Source organism: Paraburkholderia sp. RL17-347-BIC-D (genome assembly GCF_046027915.1).
Taxonomy (GTDB): Bacteria; Pseudomonadota; Gammaproteobacteria; order Burkholderiales; family Burkholderiaceae; genus Paraburkholderia.
In genome coordinates, this window is record NZ_JARESS010000043.1 from 49,135 (window position 1) to 75,130 (window position 25,996).

Sequence of the window (25,996 nt, forward strand, 5' to 3'; positions counted from 1 at the left end):
CACGGTGGAGTACACCTTCGCCTCCGCGACCATCCTGCTGATTCTGATCACCGATCCGCTCGGCAACATCCCGCTCTTCGTCAGTTGTCTGCGCGGTGTGTCGCCGAAGCGGCGCACGATCGTCATTCTCCGTGAGGTGGCGATCGCCTTCATGATCCTGCTGACCTTCATGGTGGTCGGCGACGGTTTTCTGCGCATGATGAGTCTCACCGACCAGTCGTTGCGTATCGGCGGCGGGATCGTGCTGTTCCTCATCGCGCTCAGAATGGTGTTTCCGCATCCGGACGGCCCGTTGGGCGGCGACACGCGCGGCGGCGAACCGCTGATCGTGCCGCTCGCCATACCGGCACTGGCGGGTCCGTCGGCGTTGGCCACCGTGATGCTGCTGACTTCGCAGGCGCCCGGCAAGATGTTCGAGTGGATCGGCGCGCTGACCGTCACGATGATCGTCTGCGCGATCGTGCTGATGCTGGCGGAGCGCATCCAGGCGTGGCTCGGCGAGCGCGCCATGATGGCCTTCGAACGGCTGATGGGCCTCGTGCTGGTGGCGATTTCGGTGGAGATGATGCTTGGCGGTATCCGGTCGTTCGTGCATCAACTGTGATGCAGGAGCCGCCGGAGCGCTCAGCCCCGCACAGTACAGCGCAAAAAAGCGGCCCGTGGGCCGCTTTTTCTATATCGATTCACCGCCCGCAGACGGCCGCCTCTAAGAAGATCAGGCGCCTTCAGTCAGCGCGCGAATCGTGGGCAGGTTACGCCAGTAACCCTTTGCATCCATGCCGCAACCGAACACATAGCGGTCCGGCACTTCGAAGCCGCAATAATCCGGACGCAGCGGCTTGGCCTTCGGAATGATCTTCTCGCACAGCACCGCGCTCAGGAAGCGCTTCGCGCCCATCGCGAGAATGCGGTCGCGGATCGCGGCCATCGTCTCGCCTTCGTCGAGAATGTCGTCGAGCACCAGCACGACGCGATCCTTCACCGACTCCGCCGGCGCCACGCGCCATTGCATCTCGTTGCCGCCCTTGGTGGTGTTGCGGTAGCGGGTCAGGTGGATGTAGTCGAACTCGAGCGGGAAATCGAGGTGCGGCAACAGCATGCCGGTGAACACCGCCGCGCCGCCCATGACCGACAGCACGAGCGGGAAGTCCTCGCTCATCTCGTCGCGGATGGCGGCCGCCATGCCGCTGATCGACGCGTTGACGTCGTCGGCCGAAACGATTTCTTCGGAGTGGCTAAAAATGTGGAGAGCTTCTTCGCGGTTCATGACGTCTGACGGGCGGTAACTGTATACATAGTGTGGGTGAGATCGGCGGCGCGCGGTACAGAATAAACCCGCACGAATCCGGAGTCAGCCGCGCGTTCCGTGGTCCAGGTCGGAACGCGCGCGCCGCCGTCTTGCTAAAGCTTAGCGCATGCCGGGCAACATACCCTTCATGCCGCGCATCATCTTCTGCAGATTGCCGCCCTTGAGCTTTTTCATCATGGTGCGCATCTGGTCGTACTGATTCAGCATGCGGTTGACCTCCTGCACCTGCACGCCCGCGCCCGCGGCGATGCGGCGCTTGCGCGTGGCCTTGATGAGGTCGGGCTTGGCACGCTCCAGCGGCGTCATGGAATTGATGATGCCTTCCATGCGGCGCATCTGCTTTTCGGCCTGGCTCATGTCAGCGCCGGCGGCGGCCTGCTGGAATTGCGCGGGCAGTTTGTCCATCAGCGACGACAGGCCGCCCATGCCCTTCATTTGCGTCAACTGTGCGCGGAAATCGTTCAGATCGAAGTCGCCGCCTTTCTTGACCTTGTCGGCGAGCTTCTGAGCGGCTTGAACGTCCACGCCGCGTTGCGCTTCTTCGACGAGGGCGAGAATGTCGCCCATGCCGAGAATCCGGTTCGCCATGCGATCCGGGTAGAAGACTTCGAGGCCGTCGAGCTTTTCCGCGACGCCGACGAACTTGATCGGCTTGCCCGTGACGTGACGCACGGAGAGCGCCGCGCCACCACGCGAGTCGCCGTCGAGCTTGGTGAGGACCACGCCGGTGAGCGGCAGCGCGTCGCTAAAGGCCTTGGCGGTGTTCACCGCGTCCTGGCCGAGCATCGCGTCGACGACGAACAGCGTTTCCGCCGGCTTCAGCGTGTTATGCAGCGCGGTGATTTCCTGCATCATCGCTTCGTCGATACCGAGACGGCCGGCGGTGTCGACCAGCAGCACGTCGTGATAGTGGCGCTTGGCCCAATCCACGGCGGCGCGCGCGATGTCGACCGGCTTCTGATCCGGCTCCGACGGGAAGAAATCCGCGCCGACCTGCTCGGTCACCGTCTTCAACTGCGCGATAGCGGCGGGGCGGTAGACGTCGCACGAGACGGTCAGTACTTTCTTCTTGTACTTCTCGCGCAGCAGCTTGGCGAGCTTACCGACTGTGGTCGTCTTACCCGCGCCCTGCAGACCCGCCATCAGGATGACGGCCGGCGGCGTGACCGCGAGGTTCAGTTCGACCGCCTTGCCTTCGTAGTCGCCGCCGATGATCGCGGTCAGCTCGCGCTGCACCACGCCGACCAGCGCCTGACCCGGCGAGAGGCTGCTGATGACTTCCTCGCCGAGCGCCTTTTCCTTCACCTTGGCGATGAACTCGCGCACGACGGGCAGCGCCACGTCGGCCTCGAGCAGCGCAAGGCGCACCTCGCGCAGCATTTCCTGGGTGTTCGCCTCGGTGAGCCGGGCTTCGCCGCGCAGCGTCTTGACGACGCGCGCCATCCGTTGAGTCAGATTGTCGAGCATGGGGAGCGATGAACAGTGCGGCCCGGGCAGCGCGCGAAGCGGAAGACGTCGCGGAGTAGGGGCCTAGTGTAAACTTCGAATATGGATATTGTACTGTATGCCCTCACTGCGCTCCTCTACGGCGGTTTAGCCGTTGCCGGCTGGCGCTCGCACCGGCACGCCGCCATGCGTCCCATGCTCGAAAGCGTGCCGCCGGTGCCCGCCGCAGCGGCGCCCGTGTCGGCCCCATCGGCCGCTTCGGGTATGAGCGCGTCGGGCCGCGCGCTGCTGTTCGTGGCGCTGCTCGCCCACGGCGTGCTGCTGCATACCACCATCTTCCCGCAGAACGCGATGGTGTTCGGTTTCGCGTTCGCGCTGTCGGCCATGTTCTGGCTCGGCGCCGGCATCTACTGGATCGAGAGCTTTTTCTTTCCGCTCGACGGCTTGCGTCTGCTGGTCCTGCCGCTCGCCTGCGTCGCCTCGCTGTTGCCGCTTGCGTTCAACGGCGTGCGCGTGTTGCCGTATTCGGCCGCGCCGATGTTCAAGCTGCACTTCCTGATCGCCAACATCGCCTATGGTCTGTTTGCGATCGCGGCGCTGCACGCCATTCTGATGCTGCTGGTCGAGCGGCGTCTGCATGCCATGCGGGGCGGCATGGCGCAGCGGCACGCGGCTGCGGCGGGCAACGGCTGGCTGTCGAGCTGGCTCGATACGCTGCCGCCGCTCCTCACGCTGGAGAAGCTGCTGTTCCGTCTGATCGGCGCGGGTTTTGTCCTGCTGACGTTGACGCTGGTGTCGGGCATTCTGTTCAGCGAGCAACTGGTCGACCGCGCGTTGCGGCTCGATCACAAAACCGTGTTCGCGATTCTTTCCTGGGTGATGTTCGGTGCGCTGCTGACCGCGCGCAAGGTTTCCGGCTGGCGCGGCCGTGCGGCATTGCGCTGGGTGCTGGCGTCGTTCGTCGCGCTGTTGCTGGCGTACGTCGGCAGCCGTTTTGTTTTCGAGGTGCTGTTGCACCGTGCTGTAGTGTGAGCGTGTCCCATGCGACAAATATTTCTGCTGATCCTGTTGTTCATCGTCGGCCAGTGGCTGGTGAAGGCGCTGCGTCGTCATGACGCGCAGACGTCCCAACGCAGCGGCGCGAACGGCGCCGCGGGTGCCAAAGGCGCGAATGGTCCGAACGGCGGCGCGCGTGCTGCCGCGCCGGCACAACTCGCCGAGCCGATGATCCGTTGCGTCGAATGCGGCGTGCACGCGCCGAAGAGCGATTCCGTAGTCGTGGCGGGGCAGCCGTTCTGCAGCGCCGCGCACGCGCAGCGTCATGGCGCGCGACCCACGGGCCGCGACGCTCGATGAGCGTCGAGTTCACCGTCGATACCGACGGTTGGGTCGCCGCCGCACGCAAACTGCCATCGCCGAATTTCGAAGCGCGGCCCGACGGGGCCGTGCCGACCCTGATCGTGGTTCACAACATCAGCCTGCCGCCCAACGAATTCGGCGGCACCGCGATCGCCGACTTGTTCCTCAACACGCTCGATTGCGACGCTCACCCGTACTACGATTCGCACCTGCGCGGCGTGCGGGTGTCGGCGCATTTCGTGATTCATCGCGACGGCGCGCTCGAGCAGTTCGTGTCGTGCAACGAGCGCGCGTGGCACGCCGGGCCGTCGAATTTTTTTGGTCGCGAGCGCTGCAATGATTTCTCGATCGGCATCGAGCTGGAGGGGAGCGACACCACGCCTTTCGAAGCAGCTCAATACCGCACGCTCGGCGCCCTCGTGAGCGCGCTCAAGGCCCGCTATCCGGTCGCGGCGCTCGCCGGTCACTCGGACATCGCCCCCGGTCGCAAGACCGATCCGGGGCCGCATTTCGAGTGGTCGCGTCTGCAGCACGACACGTCGCTCGACGCTCAGTATTTCCCCTATCTCAAGTTTTCCAAAACGCCGTAACGACCCTTCGCGCAACTTCGCGTGATGCGAGGAGAACAAGGCGCCGCCTTGTTCTCCGGGGAGTCGGCTGCGCGCCGCGCCAAGCAAAAGTCAAGACTTCGAAAGCAAATAAAACGATTTGACCTGTCTCGATTCTCCACTATACTTGGTGCCACAAATCCAGTTTTGCACTATATCTTGTGTTGTGCTGTGCATAACCATGTGAATAACCAAGTGCACAACTGGGTGAATAAGTCAGCGGCGTCCGCTCTCCGAGCATGGCGCCGCAAGCATTTCAGGCAGCGAAAAAAATATTCCTGTGGCGCGGCCGGAGAGACCACCGGCGGCATTCAGAAGCATTCAGGAAAGGGGCTTGGCAAGTGATCGCGACACACACGATGAAGACCGTTATCAATTCGAACCAGGCTTCATCGCAGTCGCAGCCCGCCAACCGGCTCAGCCGGTCCCCTTCCTGCACCCCATCGCTTGCGCACGCGGCGGCGCAGCGTTCGTTTTAATCCGCGGATTTTCCCGCAACATTTCCAGGACCAGGAGCTTTGCACATGCAAACCACCGACAACGTGACGACCCGGTACGAGGGCTCACCGACTGGCCAGGCCTTTGGCCAGGCACAAGGCGCACAAGCGCTCGCGCCGCAAGCGACCTTCGCCGACTACAAGGTGATCCGCCGTAATGGCAGCGTCGTGTCGTTCGAACCGTCGAAAATCGCCATCGCCGTGACGAAGGCATTTCTGGCCGTGAACGGTGGTCAAGGCGCCGCCTCGGCGCGGGTGCGCGAACTGGTCGAGCAACTCACGCAGAACGTGGTGCGCGCCCTCGTGCGCAGCCGCCCGAACGGCGGCACGTTCCATATCGAAGACATTCAGGATCAGGTCGAACTCGCGCTGATGCGCGGCGGCGAGCACAACGTCGCCCGTGCGTACGTGCTGTATCGCGAGAAGCGCACGCAAGCCCGCGGTCATGACGACCAGATCGTGGCGAACACGCCGGGTCTGAACGTGACCGACAACGGCGTCACGCGTCCGCTGGATATGGCTGCTCTGCGCGGCATCATCGAACTCGCTTGCTCGAATCTCGGCGACGCCGTGAGCGCTGATCCGATCATCGCGGAGACGGTCAAGAATCTGTACGACGGCGTGCCGATGAGCCAGGTCTACGACTCGGCCATCCTGGCTGCCCGCACGATGATCGAAAAGGACCCGGCGTACAGCCAGGTCACCGCTCGCATTCTGCTGCACACGATCCGCCGCGAAATCCTCGAAGAGGAAGTCACGCAAACGGAAATGGGCGAGCGCTACGCCGAGTACTTCCCGCAGTTCATCAAGCGCGGCGTGCAAGCCGAGCTGCTCGACGACAAGCTGCTGCAGTTCGACCTGAAGCGCCTCGGCGCCGCGCTCGACAACAACCGTGACCTGCAATTCGGCTACCTCGGTCTGCAGACGCTGTACGACCGCTACTTCCTGCATCACGACGGTGTGCGCATCGAAATGCCGCAGGCATTCTTTATGCGTGTCGCGATGGGTCTGTCGCTGAACGAGATCGACCGTGAAGCGCGCGCGATCGAGTTTTACAACGTGCTGTCGAGCTTCGACTTCATGTCGTCCACGCCCACTTTGTTCAACTCGGGCACGCGCCGTTCGCAACTGTCGTCGTGCTACCTGACGACGGTGGACGACGACCTCGACGGCATCTACGAAGCGCTGAAGGAAAACGCGCTGCTGTCGAAGTTCGCCGGTGGCCTCGGCAACGACTGGACGCGCGTGCGTGCGCTCGGTTCGCACATCAAGGGCACCAATGGCAAGTCGCAAGGCGTCGTGCCGTTCCTGAAGGTCGTCAACGACACGGCGGTCGCCGTGAACCAGGGCGGCAAGCGCAAGGGCGCGGTGTGCGCGTACCTGGAATCGTGGCACCTGGACATCGAGGAATTCCTCGAGCTGCGCAAGAACACCGGCGACGACCGCCGCCGTACCCACGACATGAACACGGCGAACTGGATTCCCGACCTGTTCATGAAGCGCGTGATGGAAGGCGGCGACTGGACGCTGTTCTCGCCGTCCACCTGCCCGGACCTGCACGACAAGTTCGGCGCCGAGTTCGAAACGGCTTACACGGCTTACGAAGACAAGGTCGCGCGCGGCGAGATCAAGCTGTTCAAGAAGATTCCGGCGGCGCAGCTGTGGCGCAAGATGCTGGGCATGCTGTTCGAAACCGGCCACCCGTGGATCACGTTCAAGGATCCGTGCAATGTGCGCTCGCCGCAACAGCACGTCGGCGTCGTCCACTCGTCGAACCTGTGCACGGAAATCACGCTGAACACCAGCGACGCCGAAATCGCCGTCTGCAACCTGGGCTCCGTGAACCTCGTCGCTCACCTGAAGGAACAGGCCGACGGCACCCTGGTGCTCGACCACGACAAGTTGAAGCGCACCGTCAGCGTGGCCATGCGCATGCTCGACAACGTGATCGACATCAACTACTACGCGGTCGCCAAGGCGCGTAACTCGAACCTGAAGCACCGTCCGGTCGGCATGGGCATCATGGGCTTCCAGGACTGCCTGCACCTGCTGCGCACGCCCTACGCGTCGGAAGAAGCGGTCAAGTTCGCCGACACGTCGATGGAAGCGGTCTGCTACTACGCTTACTACGCGTCGACGGAACTGGCGCAGGAACGCGGCCGCTACTCGAGCTACCGCGGCTCGCTGTGGGATCGCGGCATCCTGCCGAAAGACTCGGTGAAGCTGCTGGAGCAAGCGCGCGGCGGTTACGTGGAAGTCGATTCGAGCGAGTCGATGGACTGGACCGAACTGCGTTCGCGCATCGCCACTTACGGCATGCGCAACTCGAACTGCGTCGCGATCGCGCCGACGGCGACGATCTCGAACATCATCGGCGTGTCGGCTTGTATCGAACCGACCTTCCAGAACCTGTATGTGAAGTCGAATCTGTCGGGCGAATTCACGGTGGTCAACGACTACCTGGTGCGCGACCTGAAGGCGCGCGGCCTGTGGGACGAAGTGATGGTCGCCGACCTGAAGTACTTCGACGGCACGCTCTCGCGCATCGACCGGATCCCGGCCGACCTGCGCGCGATCTACGCCACCGCGTTCGAAGTCGATCCGAAGTGGCTGGTCGAAGCGGCCTCGCGTCGTCAGAAGTGGATCGACCAGGCGCAGTCGCTGAACATTTACATGGGCGGCGCATCGGGTAAGAAGCTCGACGAGATCTACAAGCTCGCATGGGTGCGCGGCCTGAAGACGACCTACTACCTCCGCACGATGGCGGCGACCCACGTCGAGAAGTCGACGGTGGCGCACGGCGCGCTGAACGCGGTGAGCTCGGGCGGCGGCGAAGGTTCGGGCGGTGCTGCCGGCGGCGCGGCGGGTGGCTTCGGCGTGAGCGGCGGCGCGGCTTCGGGTGGCATTCAGGCAGCGGCGGCCGCTCCGGCAGTCGCGGTTGAAGCAGCGCCGGAAGCGGATGGTCCGGTGTGCATGATGCGTCCGGGCGATCCAGGCTTCGACGAGTGCGAGGCTTGCCAGTAAGTAGTTGGCAAGTGCGCGGCAGGCAGCAGGATCGCTGCTTGCTGACGGGTCGTAGGTAATGACCCGCATGCAGCGAGCAGCGAAGCGAAGGAAGTGAAGTAGAAGTGAAGTCGATGAGCGGCGCGGCGAGTGGAATACGAAGCGCGCCGTTCATCGCAACGCAGCGAAGCAGGGCAGGTCACTGAAGCCGTAACGCGGTCATCGTGACGCGGTCAATCAGCAGTCAGCAGTCGGCAGCACCAGACGAAGCGCGCGACACAGTGCGCGCAGCAAACGCTTCGATCGATGGGTCGATCAACGCAGCCGGCCCGATGCATCGCTCGACATTGCATTGAACTTCACCTCGCCAGCACTGACGAACAGGCAAACGCGAGGCACGCAGGGCAAGCGCGGACCACCGCGACGAGCAACGCGAGGCAGCAGTCAGCAGTCGCAAGACGCTACAAGCACGCTCCGCAATACAGATAGATAGAGCAGCGAAACGTCGCATCGACACGTTGCTCTTCGAGCTCGCGAAGCACTTCGACGACACACGTTCAACACGCTTCACATGAGGTGATGCACACACTCTGTTGAACAAAGTGTTGTATGAACGTAGCAACGCGAATCGAAAACAGGATTTTTCATCAGCGAACTCTTTTATCGCTCGTGAAAAGATGGTACAAACCGTTCTAAATTGATGGTGACATTTATGCTCAACTGGGATGACGAGATCACTGCCGTAACTCCCTCGAGCGCTACGCAACAGAATGTGTTGCGCAACGCTGCGGGATCGGCTGTCGGTTCGCAAGTCGGAACGCGTTCCGCTCCTCATGCTCCCTCGGCTCAAGACGTCTTCGCGAACGACATTGCTGTCGCTCCCGTCGCTCATGTGACCAACGCTGCTGCTGGAACGGCTGCCGTTTCGGAAGCGCGGGTCAACGTCGCCGACAAGCGCATCATCAACGGCCAGACCGACGTCAATCAGTTGGTGCCGTTCAAATACAAGTGGGCCTGGGAAAAGTATCTGGCTGGTTGTGCCAACCACTGGATGCCGCAAGAAGTGAACATGTCGCGCGACATCGCCCTCTGGAAAGACCCGAACGGTCTGACCGAAGACGAGCGCCGCATCGTCAAGCGCAACCTGGGCTTCTTCGTGACGGCCGATTCCCTCGCCGCCAACAATATCGTGCTGGGCACCTACCGCCACATCACGGCGCCCGAATGCCGCCAGTTCCTGCTGCGCCAGGCGTTCGAAGAGGCGATCCACACGCACGCCTACCAGTACATCGTCGAGTCCCTGGGCCTCGACGAAGGCGAAATCTTCAACGCGTATCACGAGGTTTCCTCGATCCGCGCGAAAGACGAATTCCTGATTCCGTTCATCCACACGCTGACCGACCCGGCCTTCAAGACCGGCACGCTCGAGGCAGACCAGACGCTGCTGCGCTCGCTGATCGTGTTCGCCTGTGTGATGGAAGGCCTGTTCTTCTACGTCGGCTTTACCCAAATCCTGGCGCTGGGTCGTCAGAACAAGATGACCGGCGCGGCGGAACAGTACCAGTACATCCTGCGCGACGAGTCGATGCACTGCAACTTCGGCATCGACCTGATCAACCAGATCAAACTCGAAAACCCGCAGCTCTGGACGGCTGAGTTCCGCGCGGAAATCCGCGAGATCTTCCAGCAAGCGGTCGAACTTGAATATCGTTACGCAGAAGACACGATGCCGCGCGGGGTGCTCGGCCTCAATGCGTCGATGTTCAAGAGCTATCTGCGCTTCATCTGCAACCGCCGTTGCCAGCAGATCGGTCTCGATCCGCTGTACCCGAACGAGGAAAACCCGTTCCCGTGGATGAGCGAGATGATCGACCTGAAGAAGGAACGCAACTTCTTCGAGACGCGAGTGATCGAATATCAGACTGGCGGCGCGCTGACCTGGGAGTGATCCGGGTTCGTGCTGCAGATGCATTCATCGATGGGGATGCCGTCGGCTTGGGCCGCGGCAATTTTGGTTAGGAGCAGAATCGCCTGATGCAAAGCATGCCCGGTGCGCCGCGTGCCTTCGCGGCCCACAACTATGACAGGCACTTTGCGAACCCTTCAGTGGGATGGGCAAACTTCCCCCCGGAAAAAGCCGCTGGCGTCATTGCCGGCGGCTCGATCAAGCAATTGCCGGCGTTGAGCTTTCACGCCGAACAGATCTGGCGCGCGGTGCCTTTTGGCACGGCGCGCCTTACCGCATTCATTAGCGTAAGCGCGCAGCACCTGCGTACGCCGATGAATAGCCCGCTTCGTAGCGCGCGCCCTGAGAAGCGTCCGCGGGAAGCGGGTTTTGACGAAGGGTGTAGTTTGAACTGACTCTCATCTGAAAACCTGAAGGAGAAAATGATGGCAACTGCAAAAAAAGCCGCCGCTAAGAAACCCGCAGCCAAGAAGGTCGCAGCAAAGAAGGCTGCTCCGGCTAAGAAGGCTGCTCCGGCAAAGAAAGTCGCTGCCAAGAAAGTGGCAGTGAAGAAGGTTGCAGCGAAGAAGGCAGCACCGGCCAAGAAGGCTGCAGCGAAGAAAGCTGCTCCGGCCAAGAAGGTAGCAGCCAAGAAAGTCGCAGTGAAGAAGGTTGCGGCGAAGAAGGCAGCACCGGCTAAGAAAGCCGCTGTGAAGAAGGTTGCAGCAAAGAAGGCAGCACCGGCCAAGAAGGCTGCAGCGAAGAAGGCTGCGCCGGCTAAGAAGGCTGCTGCCAAGAAGGCTGCGCCTGCGAAAAAGGCTGCTGCTAAAAAGGCTGCGCCCGCGAAAAAGGCTGCCGCTAAAAAGGCTGCGCCTGCCAAGAAGGCTGCCGCGAAGAAGGCCGCTGCTCCTGCCAAGAAGGCTGCCCCTGCGAAGAAGGCTGTCGCCAAGAAGGCGGCTCCCGCACCCGCAGCGACTTCCGTCTCGAGCGCACCGGCGGCGACGGTGAAGACCGCGCTGAACCCGGCAGCGGCATGGCCGTTCCCGACGGGCAGCCGTCCGTAAGCTGGACGACAAGCGGTAGAAGCACTTCGACACGTCGCATGATGTGTCCGATGATCGAGTAGCGCTTGAGTAGCGTGGCGAGCGCTACTCGGTCAGGGTCCCGTTGCCGGTTTCCGGCGACGGGATTTTTTTGCCCGGCGAGAAACTTGCAGGCGAAAAAAAACGCATGCACAGGGGAGGGCATGCGTGTGAGGTCGTCGCGGCGGCAGAAAGCCTCGCCGCGCGAGAGGGGAAACTTAGTGCGTGACGCGCGTGACGCCGCCGCTGGAGAGTAGCCGCACGCGCTCGCCGGCCCGGAAGATCTCGCCGGTGGCGCTTTGCGTGATGGCGCGCATGTCGCCGTTATCGAGCCGCACGGTGACCTCGAGACCGTCGCGCACGGCGACGCCGTTTTCGATCGAGTTGCCGGCCACCGCACCCGCCAGACCGCCGATGATGCCCGTGATGATCGAGCCGGTGCCACCGCCTATTGTGCTGCCGGCTACCGCGCCCAAGGCGCCGCCGCCGATCGCGCCGATTCCGCTCGGCTGGCCGTTGTTCGAACTGATCTTCACTGCGCGCACGCTGTCGACCGTGCCCATGCGAACCGTTTCTTCACGCTGTGCCTGCGACGCCGTGTACACGTCCGCAGAACTGCTGTTGTACGCACACCCCGACATGGCCAGCGAACCGGCAATCAAGGCGGCCACGACCAGGCGACTCGTTGTTCTCATTCCCTAAACTCCAATAGCTCTCGGTATTACGGCAGGTCGTACCCGAACGCCTGCTTGAACCGCTCGTTGATCTCGGCCCGGCCGGGCGCATAGTTTTGCGGGCCCTGGTGTTCGATCTTCAGCGCGCCCATCAGGCTCGCCAGACGGCCGGTGATGGCCCAGCCGAGCTTGTTCTCGATGCCGTACAGCAAGCCGCCGCGGAACGCGTCGCCGCAACCTGTCGGATCGAGCACTTGCTGTGCCTTGACCGCCGGAATCTCTTCGATGCCACCCGCATGATGGATCTGCGCGCCTTGCTCGCCGAGCGTGACGATCAGCGCCTCCACCTTGCCGGCGATCTCTTCGATCGACCAACCCGTTTTATTGCTCACCAGTTTGGCTTCGTAATCATTGACCGCTACATAGGTAGCGAGTTCAATCATGCGCCGCAGCGACGCGCCGTCGAAGAGCGGCAGGCCCTGGCCCGGATCGAAGATGAACGGCACGCCTGCGGCCGCCAGATGCTCGGCGTGCTGGATCATGCCGTCGTAACCGTCTGGCCCGACGATGCCGAGCGTGATGCCCTTGGCCTCGTCGGCGCGATTCAGATGCGACTGCATCATCGCGCCCGGGTGGAACGCGGTGATCTGATTGTTTTCCAGATCCGTGGTGATCATTGCCTGCGCCGTATAGGCGTCCGGCACGACCAGCACGCTCTCCGTCGACAGGCCGAGCTGCTTGAACCGGTCCATATAGAGCTGCGCGTCGACCGAGCCGAGCGTGCCCATGATGCGCGCGTCGCCGCCCAGCAGATGCAGCGAGTAGGCGATGTTGCCCGCGCAGCCGCCGAACTCGCGGCGCATGGTCGGCACGAGAAAGCTGACGTTCAGGATGTGGACCTGCTCCGGCAGGATGTGCTCCCGGAACCGGCCTTCGAAGGTCATGATGTTGTCGTAGGCGAGCGAGCCGCAAATCAGCGTAGCCAAGGCGAGCGTTCCTGTAAAAACGATAAAGAGAATGGGCGCGACGACGTGACAGCGCCGCGCATGAAGCGCGGCGCCGGGTTCGTGCGCGAAGGTGTTACTTCAGCGCGGCGAGGGCTGCGTCGTAGTTCGGTTCGTTCTTGATTTCGCCGACCAGTTCAGCGTGAACGACCTTGTCGTTCTCGTCGACCACCACCACGGCGCGTGCCGTCAGGCCGGTTAGCGGGCCGCTCGTCACGTCGACGCCGTAGGCTTGCGCGAACTCATGGCCGCGGAAGGTGGACGCCGTGACGACGTTCTCGATGCCTTCGGTCGTGCAGAAGCGCGACGCGGCGAACGGCAGGTCGCCCGACACGACGATCACAGCCGTGTTGGTCAGCTTGGCCGCGGCTTCGTTGAACTTGCGGGTCGAGGTGGCGCAAGTCGGCGTGTCGAGGCTCGGGACAATGTTCAGCACTTTGCGCTTGCCGGCGAAATCGGCGAGCGACAGCGTCTTCAGATCCTTGCCGACCAGCGAGAAAGCGGGAGCGGCCTGGCCTACCGACGGGAACGTGCCGGCTACTTCGATCGGGTTGCCACCCAGCGTGACTTGACTCATGTTGTCGTGCTCCGAAAAATCGTCAGGATTGACGGTGAACGCGCCCGGTCAGCGCCAGGCGCGCGAGGATGCGTTACGGATAAAAAATCTGTACGCGGAAATTGGAAGCGACCGCATTGCCCGTGTCGAGATGCACGATCATGGTCTGAGTCGTATGCGCGGGCAGGCCGGCCGCGATCTGCGTGCCGGGCGGGACGTAGTCTTGCGGCCACAGCACGCGGCGTACTGCGACGTTGTTCTGGTCGTCGAGCAGCGTGAGTTCGATGGCCGGATAGGCGAGCGCAATATTGAAGCGGTTGCGCAGCGGCATCTTCAGTTCGAGCTTGTGCGGGCCGTCGATTTGCCGCAGATCGGACGGCTCGACCTGCAAACCGTCGATGTCGTGCGGCGGCGTGACCTGGCAGCCGAGCGTCAAGCAGGCCTTCGCGTAGAGCGTCTGCGAGCGCGGGAAATACACCATCACCGTTTCGCGTTGCCACCAGGCGAGCTGCGCGAGCAGCGCGATGATCAATAGCGCCGCCACCACCGAGCCGGCGATGATCCAGCCCATGCGCCGCGGTTCGGCCGGGCGGGTTTCGCGCACCACGGGGAAGGGATCGGCGCCGTCGTTGACGGGCTGCACGGAGAAGGGCTCACCGCTGGGGGAGACCGGGCCAGTGGCGGCGGCCGGGCCGGCGGCAGCAAAGCCGGCTGCGCCTGCGCCCGCAGCCGCACCTACGCCGGCAGCACCTACGCCGGCCGCACCGAAACGCGGCTCATTGTCAGGAATGCCATACAAGGTAGCCGGCTCGTCCAGAACCGGCTCTTCGAGCGGCTCGTCCAGCGGCGCGTCGGAAGCGCGCTCGGTCTTGTGCCAGACGCGCGGCGCTGCTTCCTCGGGTGGATCGAGGTGATAAGCGAAGGGGTCGAGCGGCGCGTCCGCGAGCAGTGGTTCGTCGTCGGGCGGAAGCGGTGCGGTGGATGCGCCGGGCGGGAGTTCGGGTTCCGTAGCGTGGCGCGGTGTGACCGCGACGCCTGCGCCGGTGGAAACCGGTGAGAGCGGCACATTGCTGGCGTTGTGACGCAGACGGTTGTCGATGGCGGCGTCGGGTGACGGCGCCCACGGATCCCATGCTTCGGCGCTGAAGTCGGGGCCCTTGGGACGCACGCCCGAAAGCGCTTCGATCGCCGCGGCTGCGGCAACCGGTTTGGCGGTCGAGAAGTCACCGCCTTCGCTGATGTCGAACAGGCTGCTCGACGCGTCGAATACTTCCTGGCAATGCCCGCAGCGCACCAGGCCGCGGCGCAGCGCAAGTTGTTCCGTTTGCAGGCGGAAGACGGTTTCGCAGAAGGGGCAACGTGTTGCCAGGAGCATATTGAGCCGATAAGCCGGAAGGCCGTTGGTTGGACAATACGCCTTATTCTAATGGCTTTCGCGACGCGTTCCCGCCAGACATACCCAACCTTCGTGTTCGCGCCATACGCTGATGTCGATCCACCGTGAGTAGACCTGCGCGACCTCGTCCGCTTGCCGCGCCAGAATGCCGGACAGCGCGATCTTGCCACCCGGTTTGACCTTCGACGAGAGCATCGAAGCCATCAGCTTGAGCGGGTTGGACAGGATATTGGCGACCACGATATCGAACTCGCCGGTAGGGCATTCGTCGGGCAAACCGTACGTGACTTCCGCACGATTGCGCTCGCTGTTGTGCCGCGCCGATTCGACCGCTTGCGGATCGATGTCGATGCCGTACACGGGATTCGCGCCGCACTTTGTCGCGAGGATCGCGAGAATGCCGGAGCCGCAGCCGTAGTCGAGAACCGATTGCTCGGGTTCGACCGACTGCTCCAGCCATTCCATGCAAAGCCGCGTAGTGGGATGGCTGCCGGTGCCGAAGGCGAGCCCCGGATCCAGTTCCAGCACCAGTGCTTCGGGGTCCGGCGCGTCGTGCCACGACGGCACGACCCAGATGCGCTCGCCGATCTTGATCGGATCGAACTGCGACTGCGTGAGCCGCACCCAATCCTGATCTTCGACTTCACGCACGGTGAACGACGGCGCCGCCGCCAACCCGATTTCGTTGGCTGCGGCGGTGAGCAACACCGCCGGCTCGTGTTCCGGCGCGAGCAGCGCGATCACGCGCGAACGCTGCCACGCCGTGCGATCCGGCGTGAGACCGGGCTCGCCGAACAGCGGCTGCTCGTCGGGCGTGTCGGCGTCCGCATCTTCGACCGACACGGACAACGCGCCCAACTCGAGCAGCGCGTCGGAGAATTCCTCCGCGTGCTCGCGTGCCAGCTCGGCGATCAGTTCCCGGTAGCTCATGAGTTACGCTTCTTCCGGCGCGGCCTGCAGCTTCGCGGCCAGGCGGTTTTCGAGGTAGTGAATGCTGGTGCCGCCTTCGACGAATTTCGCGTCCAGCATCAGCTCGCGGTGCAGCGGGATGTTGGTCTGAATGCCTTCCACCACCATCTCCGACAACGCAATGCGCATGCGCTTGATCGCCTGTTCACGCGTCGCGCCGTAAGCGATCAGCTTGCCGATCATCGAATCATAGTTCGGCGGCACGAAATAGCCATTGTAGGCATGCGAGTCGACGCGGATGCCGGGGCCGCCCGGCATGTGCCACGACGTCAGGCGTCCCGGCGACGGAATGAACTTGAACGGATCTTCCGCGTTGATCCGGCATTCGATCGCGTGACCCTTGAACACGATGTCGCGCTGACGGAAGGCGAGCTTTTCGCCGGCCGCAATGCGGATCTGTTCCTGCACGATGTCGACGCCCGTGATCAGCTCCGTCACCGGATGCTCGACCTGTACGCGCGTGTTCATTTCGATGAAGTAGAACTCGCCGTTTTCGTAGAGGAACTCGAAGGTGCCCGCGCCGAGATAGCCCATCTTCTTGCAGGCGTCCGCGCAACGATCGCCGATGCGGTCGATCAGGCGGCGCGCGATACCCGGCGCCGGCGCTTCTTCGATCACTTTCTGGTGACGGCGCTGCATCGAGCAATCACGCTCGCCCAGCCAGACGGCGTTCTTGAACGAATCGGCCAGCACCTGAATTTCGATGTGCCGCGGGTTCTCCAGGAATTTCTCCATGTAGACCTGCGGGTTGCCGAACGCACGGCCGGCTTCTTCGCGCGTCATGTTGACCGCGTTGACCAGCGCCGCTTCCGTGTGGACCACACGCATCCCGCGGCCACCGCCGCCGCCGGCGGCCTTGATGATGACCGGATAGCCGACCTGGCGGGCAATCTTCACGATCTCTTTCGGATCTTCCGGCAACGCGCCTTCCGAACCCGGCACGCAAGGCACGCCGGTCTTGATCATGGTTTGCTTGGCCGTGACCTTGTCGCCCATCATCCGGATCGTTTCCGGGCGCGGGCCGATGAAGGTGAAGCCGGACTGTTCGACACGTTCGGCGAAGTCGGCGTTTTCCGAGAGGAAGCCGTAGCCGGGGTGAATCGCTTCGGCGTCGGTGACTTCCGCCGCGCTGATCAGCGCGGGCATGTTCAGGTAGCTCAGATTCGAAGGCGCCGGGCCGATACAGACGGCCTCGTCGGCGAGCTTCACGTACTTGGCTTCCTTGTCGGCTTCGGAATAAACGACGACCGTCTTGACGCCGAGTTCGCGGCAGGCGCGCTGGATACGAAGCGCGATCTCGCCGCGATTGGCAATGAGGATTTTTTCAAACATAGCGGGTTTTCGACTCATCAATGGGCGCCGGGTTGATCACAACGCCGGCTGCCTCAGAGGATCGGTCGCGCGCCTGGGAGCAACGGCGCGCGGGCGGCATGCGCAAAGCGTGCCGCGTCAGCCGACCACGAACAGCGGTTGGCCGTACTCGACCGCCTGACCGTTTTCGACGAGGATTTCCTTCACCACGCCGGACTTGTCCGACTCGATTTCGTTGAGCAGCTTCATCGCTTCGATGATGCAGATCGTCTGGCCTTCCTTGACCGTGTCGCCCACCTGGACGAACGGATCGGCGCCCGGGGACGGCGCGCGGTAGAAGGTGCCGACCATCGGCGAGGTCACCACATGGCCTTGCGGCGCGGCGGCAGCCGGCGTAGCCGGTGCGGCTGCTGCAGCCGCCGGCGCTTCGCCACCGAGTGCCGGTGCCGGCTGCGCGTATTGCGGCGCGTACGACGCGGACGGTTGCACGTAAACCGGCGGCGCATTCTTGACGATGCGGACCTTGCCTTCGCCCTCGGTCACTTCGAGTTCGGAAATGCCGGACTCCGAGACGAGGTCGATCAGAGTTTTCAGTTTACGTAGGTCCATCAGGCAGCCCCTTTAATGCGTAAAGTGCCGGCGCGTACGCAGCCGGCGCAAATTAGACGTGTTTGGAATCAGCCGCGCGACGAGCCGGCGGACAGCCGGTCGAGCGCGAATTCGAGCGCGTACAGATATCCCTTCCAGCCGAGACCGCAAATCACGCCCTCAGCCTGGTCGGAGAAATACGAGTGATGCCGGAACGGTTCGCGACGATGCACGTTCGACAGATGAATCTCGACGAACGGGATGCCGACCCCCGCCAGTGCGTCCCGAATGGCCACGCTGGTGTGCGTGTACGCGGCGGGATTGATCAGTATGAAATCGGTTTTTTCAGTCCGGGCGGATTGGATGCGGTCCACCAGAGCGCCTTCATGATTGCTCTGGAACGACGCGAGTTCGACGCCTGCGTCCGCTGCGCGGTCCGCCAGCGCCTGATCGATCTGCGGCAAGGTCACGTGACCGTAGACCTCGGGTTCCCGGGTGCCGAGAAGGTTGAGGTTGGGTCCGTGCAGTACCAGCAGTCGCGTCATGGTCGCTTCTTTTTCCGTGGAATTGGGCGCACTTTAGCGCTGATTAGAGAAACTTGTCTAGTTTCGCGCGCGTACGGATCGATGGTGGCGGAGTTTCGCCGCTGCGCCGGGCGCCCATCTTCTCTCAAATCCGTCCGATTTACGCCTATTTTCGCGCCTTCCGCGGGTAATCGAGCGCCAAAAGAATGTGAAATTTAAAGGGCGTCGAGCGTCTGTTTCAGCGCCTGCGGGTCGATTTGTCCTAATTTTGTCGAGCGAATGTTGCCTTTTGCGTCAATTACGACGGTAAACGGCAGCCCGCCCGCAGTATTGCCGAAGGCGCGCGCGAGGTCTGCGCCGCCGAAGCCGGTCACGTAGACCGGGTACGCCACTTTCACTTTCTGCAGGAACACCTGAACGTTTTTTTCCGAATCCACGCCAAGTCCGACGAACTGTATGCCTTTTTTCGCGTAATCGCGCTGAAGTTGCGACAGCGCGGGCATTTCTTCGACGCAAGGGCCGCACCACGAGGCCCAGAAGTTGACGACGATTGGGTGGCCTTTAAGCAAACTTAGCGTTTGCGGCTTGCCGTCGACTGTCGTCACCGGCGCGGTCCAGAGTTGCGCGACCGCGTTTTGCGGAGAGGCCGGTTGCGCGGCATGCGCGACTTCTTCGACGCCGCCGTTCAGCAAGTGGTTCGCCAGAACGCCGCCGCCCGCGGCGACAGCGGCGACAAGGACGCCCGCCAGAATCCGTCTCGTATTCATCTTGGTCAGTCTAGTTGGTTGAAGGAGCGACGTCGCTGCCGTCGAGTAGCGTCTGAACGGCCTGCAAATTCGCGCGTGCCGTGCGCCCGCGCGCGTCGGCGCGCACTGCGCCACGCAGATCGTCGGTTTCGTAGAGCGCCACGTGCAGGCCGACCGGTTCAGCCTCGCGCCCTTCGTTCGTGGGGCGCCACAGAAAGCTGAGCGTTTCGACATAGCCGCGGCCGGCGAAATGCCGCGTTTCCGAGACGTCGTACTGAATGTTGGCGTTCAGAAAGTAGATGGCGACTTCCTTCGGGTTGTCGCAGAACACCTGAAGGTGGATATCCGAGTGTTCGCCGGCGGTGCCGCCGAGCACCGCACCGGTCAGATAAGGATTGAACGGCGCGAGCCGCCCCATCCATTCGACCGCGATGCGGCGCAGCCGCCGCAGCAACACAGGCTGGCTGTCGCCCTGGAACAGCGACTGATATTCGCGGATTTCTTCTTCGATCTGGTCGTTATCCGGCAGCCATTCGCCGGCAACACGGCTCTCGCCGACCACTAGCCGGGCGGCTTTGCGCTTCGCCGTGGCGTAATCCAGACCGTCTTCGGCGATCATGCGGGCAGCCGCGATGGCGATTTCCTCGCGCACGCGCTGCGGATCGAAATGAGATTTGCGGACCATCCCTCGATCATACTAGAGATTGGTGACGGCCTTTCCTGGCGGGTCGCACCGCGCGCCGGACGAGACGGCGCAGGCGAGCGCGCATAGGGTGATCGAAAGGCGTCGGTTACAATAGCGTCCTTTGCAGACGGTCGTTTCGGCCGCTCTTCTGCGCTCCCATCCCTCTCAGGAAAGCGCCGGGCCGCGCCCCGTTTTCTTGCCCCCTCAGGGGGCCTGGCGCGAGGCGACAGGTTAGGGGGCCCTTCCAGGAAAAACGCCCGCGCGGCACGACAGGCTTATGCACATCCACATCCTCGGTATCTGCGGCACGTTCATGGGCGGTCTCGCGGTCCTCGCGCGCGGCGCGGGCCACACCGTGACGGGTTGCGACGCCGGCGTCTATCCGCCCATGAGCACGCAGCTCGAGGCGCAAGGCATTGGTCTGATAGAAGGTTACGACGCGGACCAGTTGAACGGCCTGAACGCGGATCTGTTCGTGATCGGCAACGTGGTCTCGCGCGGCAACCCGCTGATGGAAGCCATTCTCGACCGCGGCCTGCCGTATACCTCCGGCCCGCAATGGCTCGGCGAGCATGTGCTGAACGGCAAATGGGTGCTGGCGGTGGCCGGCACGCACGGCAAAACGACCACCAGCTCGATGCTGACCTGGCTGCTCGAAGATGCCGGCCTCAATCCGGGCTTCCTGATCGGCGGCGTGCCGCTGAATTTCGGCGTGTCCGCGCGGCTGACCGATTCCAGCTTCTTCGTGATCGAAGCCGACGAGTACGACACGGCCTTCTTCGACAAGCGCTCGAAGTTCGTCCATTACCGTCCCAAGACCGCGGTGCTGAACAACCTCGAATTCGATCACGCCGACATTTTCCCGGATCTGGCCGCGATCGAAACGCAGTTCCATCATCTGATCCGCACCGTGCCGGGCATCGGCCGCGTGGTCACGAACGGCCGCGAAAACGCGCTCGAACGCGTGCTGACGCGCGGTTGCTGGAGCGAAGTGGAGCGTTTCGGCGTGCAGGGCGGCTGGGAAACCTTGCCGGCGGAAGACGGCGTGCCGGTCGACGAGCGTTTCGCCGTCTATCACAACAGTGAGCGTGTCGGGGTGGTCGAGTGGCAGGTGCAAGGCGAGCACAACCGCATGAACGCGCTGGCCGCGATCGCCGCCGCGCGCCATGTCGGCGTGCCGCCGGCGCAGGCCGCCCGCTCGCTGGCGAGCTTTCGCAACGTCAAGCGGCGCATGGAAGTGCGCGGCAGCGTCGACGGCGTGACCGTCTACGACGACTTCGCGCACCATCCGACCGCTATCGGCACGACCGTGGCCGGGCTGCGCGCCCGTGTGGGCCGTGACAACACGCGGATTCTCGCCGTGCTGGAACCGCGCTCGAACACCATGAAGCTCGGCGTGATGAAGGCGCAATTGCCGGGCAGTCTCGCCAACGCCGATCTGGTGTTCGGCTACGGCGCGCCGGCCGGCCGCGACGCGCTCGGCTGGAATCTCGGCGAGGCGCTCGCGCCGCTCGGCGGCAAAGCGCGGGCTTTCGACAATCTCGACGCGCTGGTCAAAGCAGTAGTCCACGCAGCGCGCCCCGGCGATCAGATTCTGGTGATGAGCAACGGCGGCTTCGGCGGCGTGCATCAGAAACTGCTCGACGCCCTTTCCGCGCGAGGCGCTTCGTGATCCTTTATCTGCACGGTTTCCGCTCGTCACCCAATTCGTTCAAGGCGCGCGTGCTGGCGGCGCGGCTCGTCGAACTCGGCCGTAGCGACGAATGGTGCTGCCCAATGTTGCCGGTTTCGCCGTTCGAGACCGTGGCGCTCGCCGAATCGCTGGTGGCCGCCGCCCAGCCGCAAACCGTCACGCTGATCGGTAGTTCGCTCGGCGGCTATTTCGCCACCTATCTGGCGGAGAAGCACTGCTGGCCGGCGGTGCTGCTGAATCCGGCGGTCGTGCCGCAGCGCGATCTGAGCGCTTATCTCGGCGAGCAGCCGTTGTGGCACGGCGGCGGCAGCATCGTCGTCGAGCCGCATCATCTGGATGAGTTGCGCGCGCTCGGCGTCGCGTCGATCACGCGGCCCGAACGCTATTATTTGATGGCCGCCACCGGCGACGAAGTGCTCGACTACCGCGAAATGCTCGCGCACTATCCCGGCGCACGCACTACGCTGATCGAAGGGAGTGACCACGCGATCAGCGAGTTCGCGCAATACGTCGACGACGTGCTGGCCTTCTGCGACGCGGAAGACGTCGAGCCGCCGGCGCCGCGCGAAGCCGCGTAAAGTCGCGCCAAGCCGGGCGTTCCAGCAGCGGGGCGATTGCCGCGCATCATGATTCATGCCGCCGGCGCGCGCGTATCGCGCCGCGGATCCACTACCACGAACACGTTGCCGTGCCGCGCACGCAGTGACCGATCGCAAAGCAGGATCGGGCGCGCCGGCAGATGCAAGACAGAACGAGAGTATTGAGTGAACGTTTTCTTCGAGGAATCGGGCAGTTTCAAGGCGGGCAGCGTGCTGTCGCGCCAAGGCGATGCTTTCCAGGTCGAGTTGCCGGGCGGCCGGCGCGCCAAGGTGCGCGCGAAAGATGTGCTGATCGAATTCGAAAAGCCGAGTGCGGCCGAGCTGATGCAGCAAGCCGACGCCGCCGCGCAGGAGATCGATCTGGACTTCCTGTGGGAATGCGCGCCTGACGACGAATTCCCGTTCGCCACGCTCGGCGCAGAGTATTTCGGCGACCGCTTCGGGTCGATCGAGCGCGCCGCGCTGGTGCTGCGCATGCATGGCTCGCCGGTGTACTTCCGCCGCAAGGGCCGCGGCATGTACCAACGCGCGCCGCAGGAGCAACTGAAGATGGCGCTCGCCGGGCTCGAGCGCAAGCGGCAGCAGGCGTTGGTGCAGGCCGGCTACGAAGATGAATTGAAAGCCGGCCGTCTGCCGGAAGCCTTCACGGGCAGCAAGGCGCTGGGGCTGTTGACCAAGCCGGACAAGAACACGATCGAGTACAAGGCGCTAGAAGGCGCCGCGGCGGCGCGCGGTATTTCGCAGGCGCGTCTGATGCTGGAAAACGGCGCCATTCCGTCGGCGCGCGCGTTGCACGAAGCGAAATTCCTCTCCGAGTTCTTCCCGCATGGCACCGGCTTTCCGCCGGTTACCGTCGGCACCTTGCCGGAAGATCTGCCGGAAGCGGACGTGCAGGCGTTCTCGATCGACGACATCACCACCACTGAAATCGACGATGCTTTCTCCGTCGAGCACCTGGCGGACGGCCGCGTGCGGATCGGCGTGCATATCGCCGCGCCGGCGCTCGGCATTCAGCGTGGCGACGAGGTCGATGCGATCGCGCGCACGCGTTTGTCGACCGTGTACATGCCAGGCGACAAGATCACCATGCTGCCCGACAGCGTCGTCGAAGCGTTCACGCTGGCCGAAGGCGGCTTGCGTCCGGCGCTCTCGCTGTATGTGATCGTCAATCGCGAGACGCAGGAGATCGTCGCGAGCGAAACGCGCGCCGAGCGCGTGTTCGTGAAGAACAACCTGCGCCACAACACGCTCGACGAACTCGTCACCGAAGAGGCGCTCGCCGCCGGCAGCGGCGACTATCCGCACAAGGACGACATCGCCGTGCTGTGGCCGTTCGCGCAGGCGCTGTTCGAAAAGCGCCAGGCCGCGCGCGCCGGTTACGGCCTGCGTCGCGAAGTGCAGCGCAACACCGACTTCAACTTCTACGTGGAAGGCGAGCACATCACGATCACGCCGCGCCGGCGCGGTTCGCCGCTCGATACGATCGTCGCCGAACTGGCGATTCTCGCGAACTCGTCGTGGGGCGCGTTCCTGCACGACCACGGTGTGCCGGGCATCTACCGCACGCAGCGCGCTTTTGGCGCGCCGACTGGTCCCAAGCGCACGCGCATGCAGACCAACGCCGCGCCGCACGAAGGCCTCGGTGTCACGCAGTACGCGTGGAGTACGTCGCCGCTGCGCCGTTACGTCGACCTGGTGAACCAGTGGCAGTTGATCGCCTGCGTGCAGCATGGCGTGACCGCGAAACTGGCCGCGCCGTTCAAGCCGAAAGATGCCGATCTGTTCGCCGTCGTGCAAGGTTTCGACGACACGTACACCGCGTACGCCGATCATCAGCGTCGCATGGAGTACTTCTGGTGCCTGCGCTGGCTGAAGCAGGAGAACAGGAAGCAGGTGGTGGCGTCGGTGGTGAAGGGCGATCTGGTGCGCCTGGAAGAGATTCCGCTGCTGCTGCATGTGCCGGGCCTCGGCGTGCACGCGCGCGGCACGCGTTTGCAGATGGAAGTGATGTCAATCGATGAGTTGACCGTGGAAGCCTCCGTGCGTCTTCTGCATGTGCTCGACGCGCCCACCGTGACGAGCGGCAGCGAGGCTGAAGAAGCGGACGAGGGCGAAGAGGAAATCATCGACGCCCCGGACGAGAGCGCCGAAGGCGAAGCCGAGGCGCAGGCCGAAGCCGAACTCGACGGCGACGACGCGGCTGCTGTGAAGGACGACGCCGAAAGCAGCGATGGCGCGGACGGTGCCGCCACCCATCAGCACATTGCGGAGCCGGGACGATGAGCACTCAGGATTCACGCGACCGCTATGCGGTCATCGGCAACCCGGTCGGTCATAGCAAGTCGCCGTTCATTCATGGACGGTTTGCCGCGCAGACCGGCGAGCCTGTGGAATATGGCCACCTGCTCGCGCCGGTGGATGCGTTCGTGCCGCACGTGCGGGCCTTCATCGACGCAGGCGGGCGCGGGCTGAACGTGACCGTGCCGTTCAAACTCGACGCGCATGCCTTTGCTGACACTTTGTCGCCGCGCGCGGCGGCGGCGGGGGCGGTGAACACGTTGCGCATCGACGCAAATGGTATCTATGGCGACAACACCGATGGTTTCGGTCTCGTGCGCGACATCGAGGTGAATCTCGGCGTGTCGTTGAAGGGAGCACGCATTCTGTTGCTGGGCGCAGGCGGCGCCGCGCGCGGCGTGGTGCTGCCAATGCTGGGCCGCGCGCCGCATACGGTGACCATCGTCAATCGCACGGCGGAGAAAGCCGAGGCGCTGGTCGGCCAGTTCGCGCAGGCCGCGCGTGATGCGGCATGTCATCTGAGCGGCGGCAGCGCGCGGGCGATCGAAGCGGGCGCTTACGACGTGATCGTCAACGCGACGGCGGGAAGTCTCGATGCGTCGCTGCCCGAGTGCGACGACCGCGCGTTCGGTAACGGCACACTCGCCTACGACATGATGTACGGCGCGCATCCGACCGTGTTCATGGAGCATGCGCGGAAGCTGGGCGCGCGCGGCGCCGATGGACTCGGGATGCTGGTCGAGCAGGCGGCCGAATCGTTTTTCGTGTGGCGCGGCGTGCGGCCTGACGGTGCGCCGGTGCTGGCCGAATTGCGTGCGCTGTTGACGGCGCCGTCGCACGCTTAACGCTGGCGTATCAGGTTAAGGCACATTCCCGCACGAGGATTGAGAGCACGATGACAGCAACGCGGCGCGTGAGCCGGCCAGGTCCGGTGCGATGGGTGTTCTATCTGTGCGCCGTGGTGGCGATTGCGTGGCTCGCGACGCAGGCGTTTTACTTCGCGCAGATCGCAGTTTGGAATTACGTCAATCCGCGCAGTACAGCGTTTATGCGGTCGGACGCGTGGCGGTTGTCGCAGGATCGGCCGGATCTTTCGGTGCAGCATACGTGGGTGTCGTATGACCAGATTTCGCGCAATCTGAAGCGGGCGATTATTGCTTCTGAGGATGCGAATTTTGTTAACAACAATGGGTATGAGACCGACGCTATTTTGCAGGCCTGGGAGCGAAATAAGGCTAAGGGCAAGATTGTTCGCGGTGGGTCGACCATTACTCAGCAGTTGGCGCGGAATCTGTTTTTGTCTCGGGAGAAAAGCTATATCCGGAAGGGGCAGGAGCTCATCATTACCTGGATGCTCGAGACCTTGATGGATAAGGAGCGGATCTTTGAGATTTATCTCAACTCCGTTGAGTGGGGGAATGGGGTTTATGGGGCTGAAGCGGCGGCTCATTATTACTACAAGACTTCGGCGAGTAAGTTGACTGCTGCGCAGTCGGCTCGATTGGCCGTTATGCTGCCGCAGCCTAAGTATTTTGATGAGCATCGAGGGTCGCAGTATTTGGCTCAGCGCTCGCGGGTTATTGCCAGGAGGATGGGGGCGGCTGAGTTGCCTGATTGATGGGGGTCTTTGCGTGCTCGGCGCTGGGTCTGTGTTTTTTTTATGGCGTTGGCCTTTCCTTGAGTTCATGTCGGTCTATTAGCGTC

General features: G+C 63.4%; 25 protein-coding genes. 13 read left to right on the plus strand and 12 right to left on the minus strand.

Annotated elements, in window-relative coordinates; translation table 11 throughout:
• The first annotated feature begins 4 nt into the window (after nucleotides 1-4).
• Entirely contained in the window at nucleotides 5-604 is a 600-nt protein-coding gene (locus P0D96_RS36640) for a MarC family protein (RefSeq protein WP_132372972.1), read from the plus strand.
• A gap of 111 nt (nucleotides 605-715) precedes the next feature.
• On the opposite strand, the gene P0D96_RS36645 is transcribed toward P0D96_RS36640, so the two are convergent.
• Nucleotides 716-1,267 (minus strand): hypoxanthine-guanine phosphoribosyltransferase, encoded by a 552-nt coding sequence (locus P0D96_RS36645; RefSeq protein ID WP_007180337.1) that lies wholly within the window; start codon nucleotides 1,265-1,267, stop codon nucleotides 716-718.
• Between the two features lie 141 nt (nucleotides 1,268-1,408).
• Entirely contained in the window at nucleotides 1,409-2,776 is a 1,368-nt protein-coding gene (gene ffh / locus P0D96_RS36650) for a signal recognition particle protein (protein WP_132372974.1), read from the minus strand.
• Nucleotides 2,777-2,857: 81 nt separating this feature from the next.
• Between ffh and P0D96_RS36655 the strand changes: the two genes are divergently transcribed.
• The 7 genes from P0D96_RS36655 to P0D96_RS36685 all read left to right on the plus strand — a co-directional run bounded on the left by P0D96_RS36655 (nucleotide 2,858) and on the right by P0D96_RS36685 (nucleotide 11,231).
• Nucleotides 2,858-3,787 (plus strand): cytochrome C assembly family protein, encoded by a 930-nt coding sequence (locus tag P0D96_RS36655; protein ID WP_132372976.1) that lies wholly within the window; start codon nucleotides 2,858-2,860, stop codon nucleotides 3,785-3,787.
• A 9-nt stretch (nucleotides 3,788-3,796) separates the two neighbouring features.
• Nucleotides 3,797-4,111 carry a PP0621 family protein gene (locus P0D96_RS36660; protein WP_408318543.1) on the plus strand — a complete coding sequence of 105 codons (315 nt, stop codon included), beginning with the start codon at nucleotides 3,797-3,799 and terminating at the stop codon, nucleotides 4,109-4,111.
• Nucleotides 4,108-4,704 carry a 1,6-anhydro-N-acetylmuramyl-L-alanine amidase AmpD gene (gene ampD / locus P0D96_RS36665; protein WP_408180866.1) on the plus strand — a complete coding sequence of 199 codons (597 nt, stop codon included), beginning with the start codon at nucleotides 4,108-4,110 and terminating at the stop codon, nucleotides 4,702-4,704. Before P0D96_RS36660 ends, ampD begins: the two co-directional genes overlap by 4 nt.
• Before the next feature lie 542 nt (nucleotides 4,705-5,246).
• Nucleotides 5,247-8,243, plus strand: coding sequence for a ribonucleoside-diphosphate reductase subunit alpha (locus P0D96_RS36670; RefSeq protein WP_408318546.1), 2,997 nt, complete (start codon nucleotides 5,247-5,249; stop codon nucleotides 8,241-8,243).
• A gap of 691 nt (nucleotides 8,244-8,934) precedes the next feature.
• Nucleotides 8,935-10,170: a ribonucleotide-diphosphate reductase subunit beta gene (locus tag P0D96_RS36675; protein ID WP_132372984.1), complete on the plus strand. Its 1,236-nt coding sequence runs from the start codon at nucleotides 8,935-8,937 to the stop codon at nucleotides 10,168-10,170.
• An 86-nt stretch (nucleotides 10,171-10,256) separates the two neighbouring features.
• Nucleotides 10,257-10,583, plus strand: coding sequence for a hypothetical protein (locus tag P0D96_RS36680; protein WP_132372986.1), 327 nt, complete (start codon nucleotides 10,257-10,259; stop codon nucleotides 10,581-10,583).
• A gap of 30 nt (nucleotides 10,584-10,613) precedes the next feature.
• Complete coding sequence (locus P0D96_RS36685; RefSeq protein WP_132372988.1) at nucleotides 10,614-11,231, plus strand: histone H1-like DNA-binding protein; 618 nt, start codon at nucleotides 10,614-10,616, stop codon at nucleotides 11,229-11,231.
• A gap of 236 nt (nucleotides 11,232-11,467) precedes the next feature.
• Here the strand turns inward: P0D96_RS36685 and P0D96_RS36690 are convergent, their stop codons facing one another.
• From P0D96_RS36690 to P0D96_RS36735, 10 genes are all read right to left on the minus strand, one after another.
• Nucleotides 11,468-11,944 carry an outer membrane lipoprotein gene (locus tag P0D96_RS36690; protein WP_408180868.1) on the minus strand — a complete coding sequence of 159 codons (477 nt, stop codon included), beginning with the start codon at nucleotides 11,942-11,944 and terminating at the stop codon, nucleotides 11,468-11,470.
• Nucleotides 11,945-11,970: 26 nt separating this feature from the next.
• On the minus strand, nucleotides 11,971-12,909 hold the full coding sequence (locus P0D96_RS36695) for a carbohydrate kinase family protein (RefSeq protein WP_408318548.1): 939 nt from the start codon (nucleotides 12,907-12,909) through the stop codon (nucleotides 11,971-11,973).
• 94 nt (nucleotides 12,910-13,003) lie between these two features.
• Nucleotides 13,004-13,504, minus strand: coding sequence for a thiol peroxidase (gene tpx / locus P0D96_RS36700; protein WP_408180869.1), 501 nt, complete (start codon nucleotides 13,502-13,504; stop codon nucleotides 13,004-13,006).
• Nucleotides 13,505-13,577: 73 nt separating this feature from the next.
• The gene (locus P0D96_RS36705; protein WP_408290467.1) at nucleotides 13,578-14,858 is read right to left on the minus strand and encodes a zinc-ribbon and DUF3426 domain-containing protein; all 1,281 of its coding nucleotides are present in this window, start codon (nucleotides 14,856-14,858) and stop codon (nucleotides 13,578-13,580) included.
• Nucleotides 14,859-14,906: 48 nt separating this feature from the next.
• Complete coding sequence (gene prmA, locus P0D96_RS36710; protein ID WP_408290469.1) at nucleotides 14,907-15,809, minus strand: 50S ribosomal protein L11 methyltransferase; 903 nt, start codon at nucleotides 15,807-15,809, stop codon at nucleotides 14,907-14,909.
• A gap of 3 nt (nucleotides 15,810-15,812) precedes the next feature.
• Entirely contained in the window at nucleotides 15,813-17,180 is a 1,368-nt protein-coding gene (gene accC / locus P0D96_RS36715; RefSeq protein WP_012434380.1) for an acetyl-CoA carboxylase biotin carboxylase subunit, read from the minus strand.
• A 117-nt stretch (nucleotides 17,181-17,297) separates the two neighbouring features.
• Nucleotides 17,298-17,768: an acetyl-CoA carboxylase biotin carboxyl carrier protein gene (accB, locus tag P0D96_RS36720; RefSeq protein WP_408180872.1), complete on the minus strand. Its 471-nt coding sequence runs from the start codon at nucleotides 17,766-17,768 to the stop codon at nucleotides 17,298-17,300.
• A gap of 68 nt (nucleotides 17,769-17,836) precedes the next feature.
• The gene (aroQ, locus tag P0D96_RS36725) at nucleotides 17,837-18,292 is read right to left on the minus strand and encodes a type II 3-dehydroquinate dehydratase (RefSeq protein WP_132373004.1); all 456 of its coding nucleotides are present in this window, start codon (nucleotides 18,290-18,292) and stop codon (nucleotides 17,837-17,839) included.
• 194 nt (nucleotides 18,293-18,486) lie between these two features.
• On the minus strand, nucleotides 18,487-19,038 hold the full coding sequence (locus tag P0D96_RS36730; RefSeq protein WP_408318550.1) for a TlpA family protein disulfide reductase: 552 nt from the start codon (nucleotides 19,036-19,038) through the stop codon (nucleotides 18,487-18,489).
• Nucleotides 19,039-19,048: 10 nt separating this feature from the next.
• On the minus strand, nucleotides 19,049-19,702 hold the full coding sequence (locus P0D96_RS36735; protein WP_408318552.1) for a UDP-N-acetylmuramate--alanine ligase: 654 nt from the start codon (nucleotides 19,700-19,702) through the stop codon (nucleotides 19,049-19,051).
• 277 nt (nucleotides 19,703-19,979) lie between these two features.
• Between P0D96_RS36735 and mpl the strand changes: the two genes are divergently transcribed.
• The 5 genes from mpl to mtgA all read left to right on the plus strand — a co-directional run bounded on the left by mpl (nucleotide 19,980) and on the right by mtgA (nucleotide 25,910).
• Nucleotides 19,980-21,374, plus strand: a complete 1,395-nt coding sequence (gene mpl / locus P0D96_RS36740) for a UDP-N-acetylmuramate:L-alanyl-gamma-D-glutamyl-meso-diaminopimelate ligase (protein WP_408318553.1) — start codon at nucleotides 19,980-19,982, stop codon at nucleotides 21,372-21,374.
• Complete coding sequence (locus P0D96_RS36745) at nucleotides 21,371-21,973, plus strand: YqiA/YcfP family alpha/beta fold hydrolase (protein ID WP_408180875.1); 603 nt, start codon at nucleotides 21,371-21,373, stop codon at nucleotides 21,971-21,973. The genes mpl and P0D96_RS36745 overlap by 4 nt, the downstream gene beginning before the upstream one ends.
• A gap of 186 nt (nucleotides 21,974-22,159) precedes the next feature.
• Nucleotides 22,160-24,277 carry a ribonuclease catalytic domain-containing protein gene (locus tag P0D96_RS36750; protein WP_408318556.1) on the plus strand — a complete coding sequence of 706 codons (2,118 nt, stop codon included), beginning with the start codon at nucleotides 22,160-22,162 and terminating at the stop codon, nucleotides 24,275-24,277.
• The gene (aroE, locus tag P0D96_RS36755; protein ID WP_408318558.1) at nucleotides 24,274-25,137 is read left to right on the plus strand and encodes a shikimate dehydrogenase; all 864 of its coding nucleotides are present in this window, start codon (nucleotides 24,274-24,276) and stop codon (nucleotides 25,135-25,137) included. Before P0D96_RS36750 ends, aroE begins: the two co-directional genes overlap by 4 nt.
• 50 nt (nucleotides 25,138-25,187) lie before the next feature.
• Nucleotides 25,188-25,910, plus strand: coding sequence for a monofunctional biosynthetic peptidoglycan transglycosylase (gene mtgA / locus P0D96_RS36760; RefSeq protein ID WP_408256464.1), 723 nt, complete (start codon nucleotides 25,188-25,190; stop codon nucleotides 25,908-25,910).
• The last annotated feature ends 86 nt before the right edge of the window (nucleotides 25,911-25,996 follow it).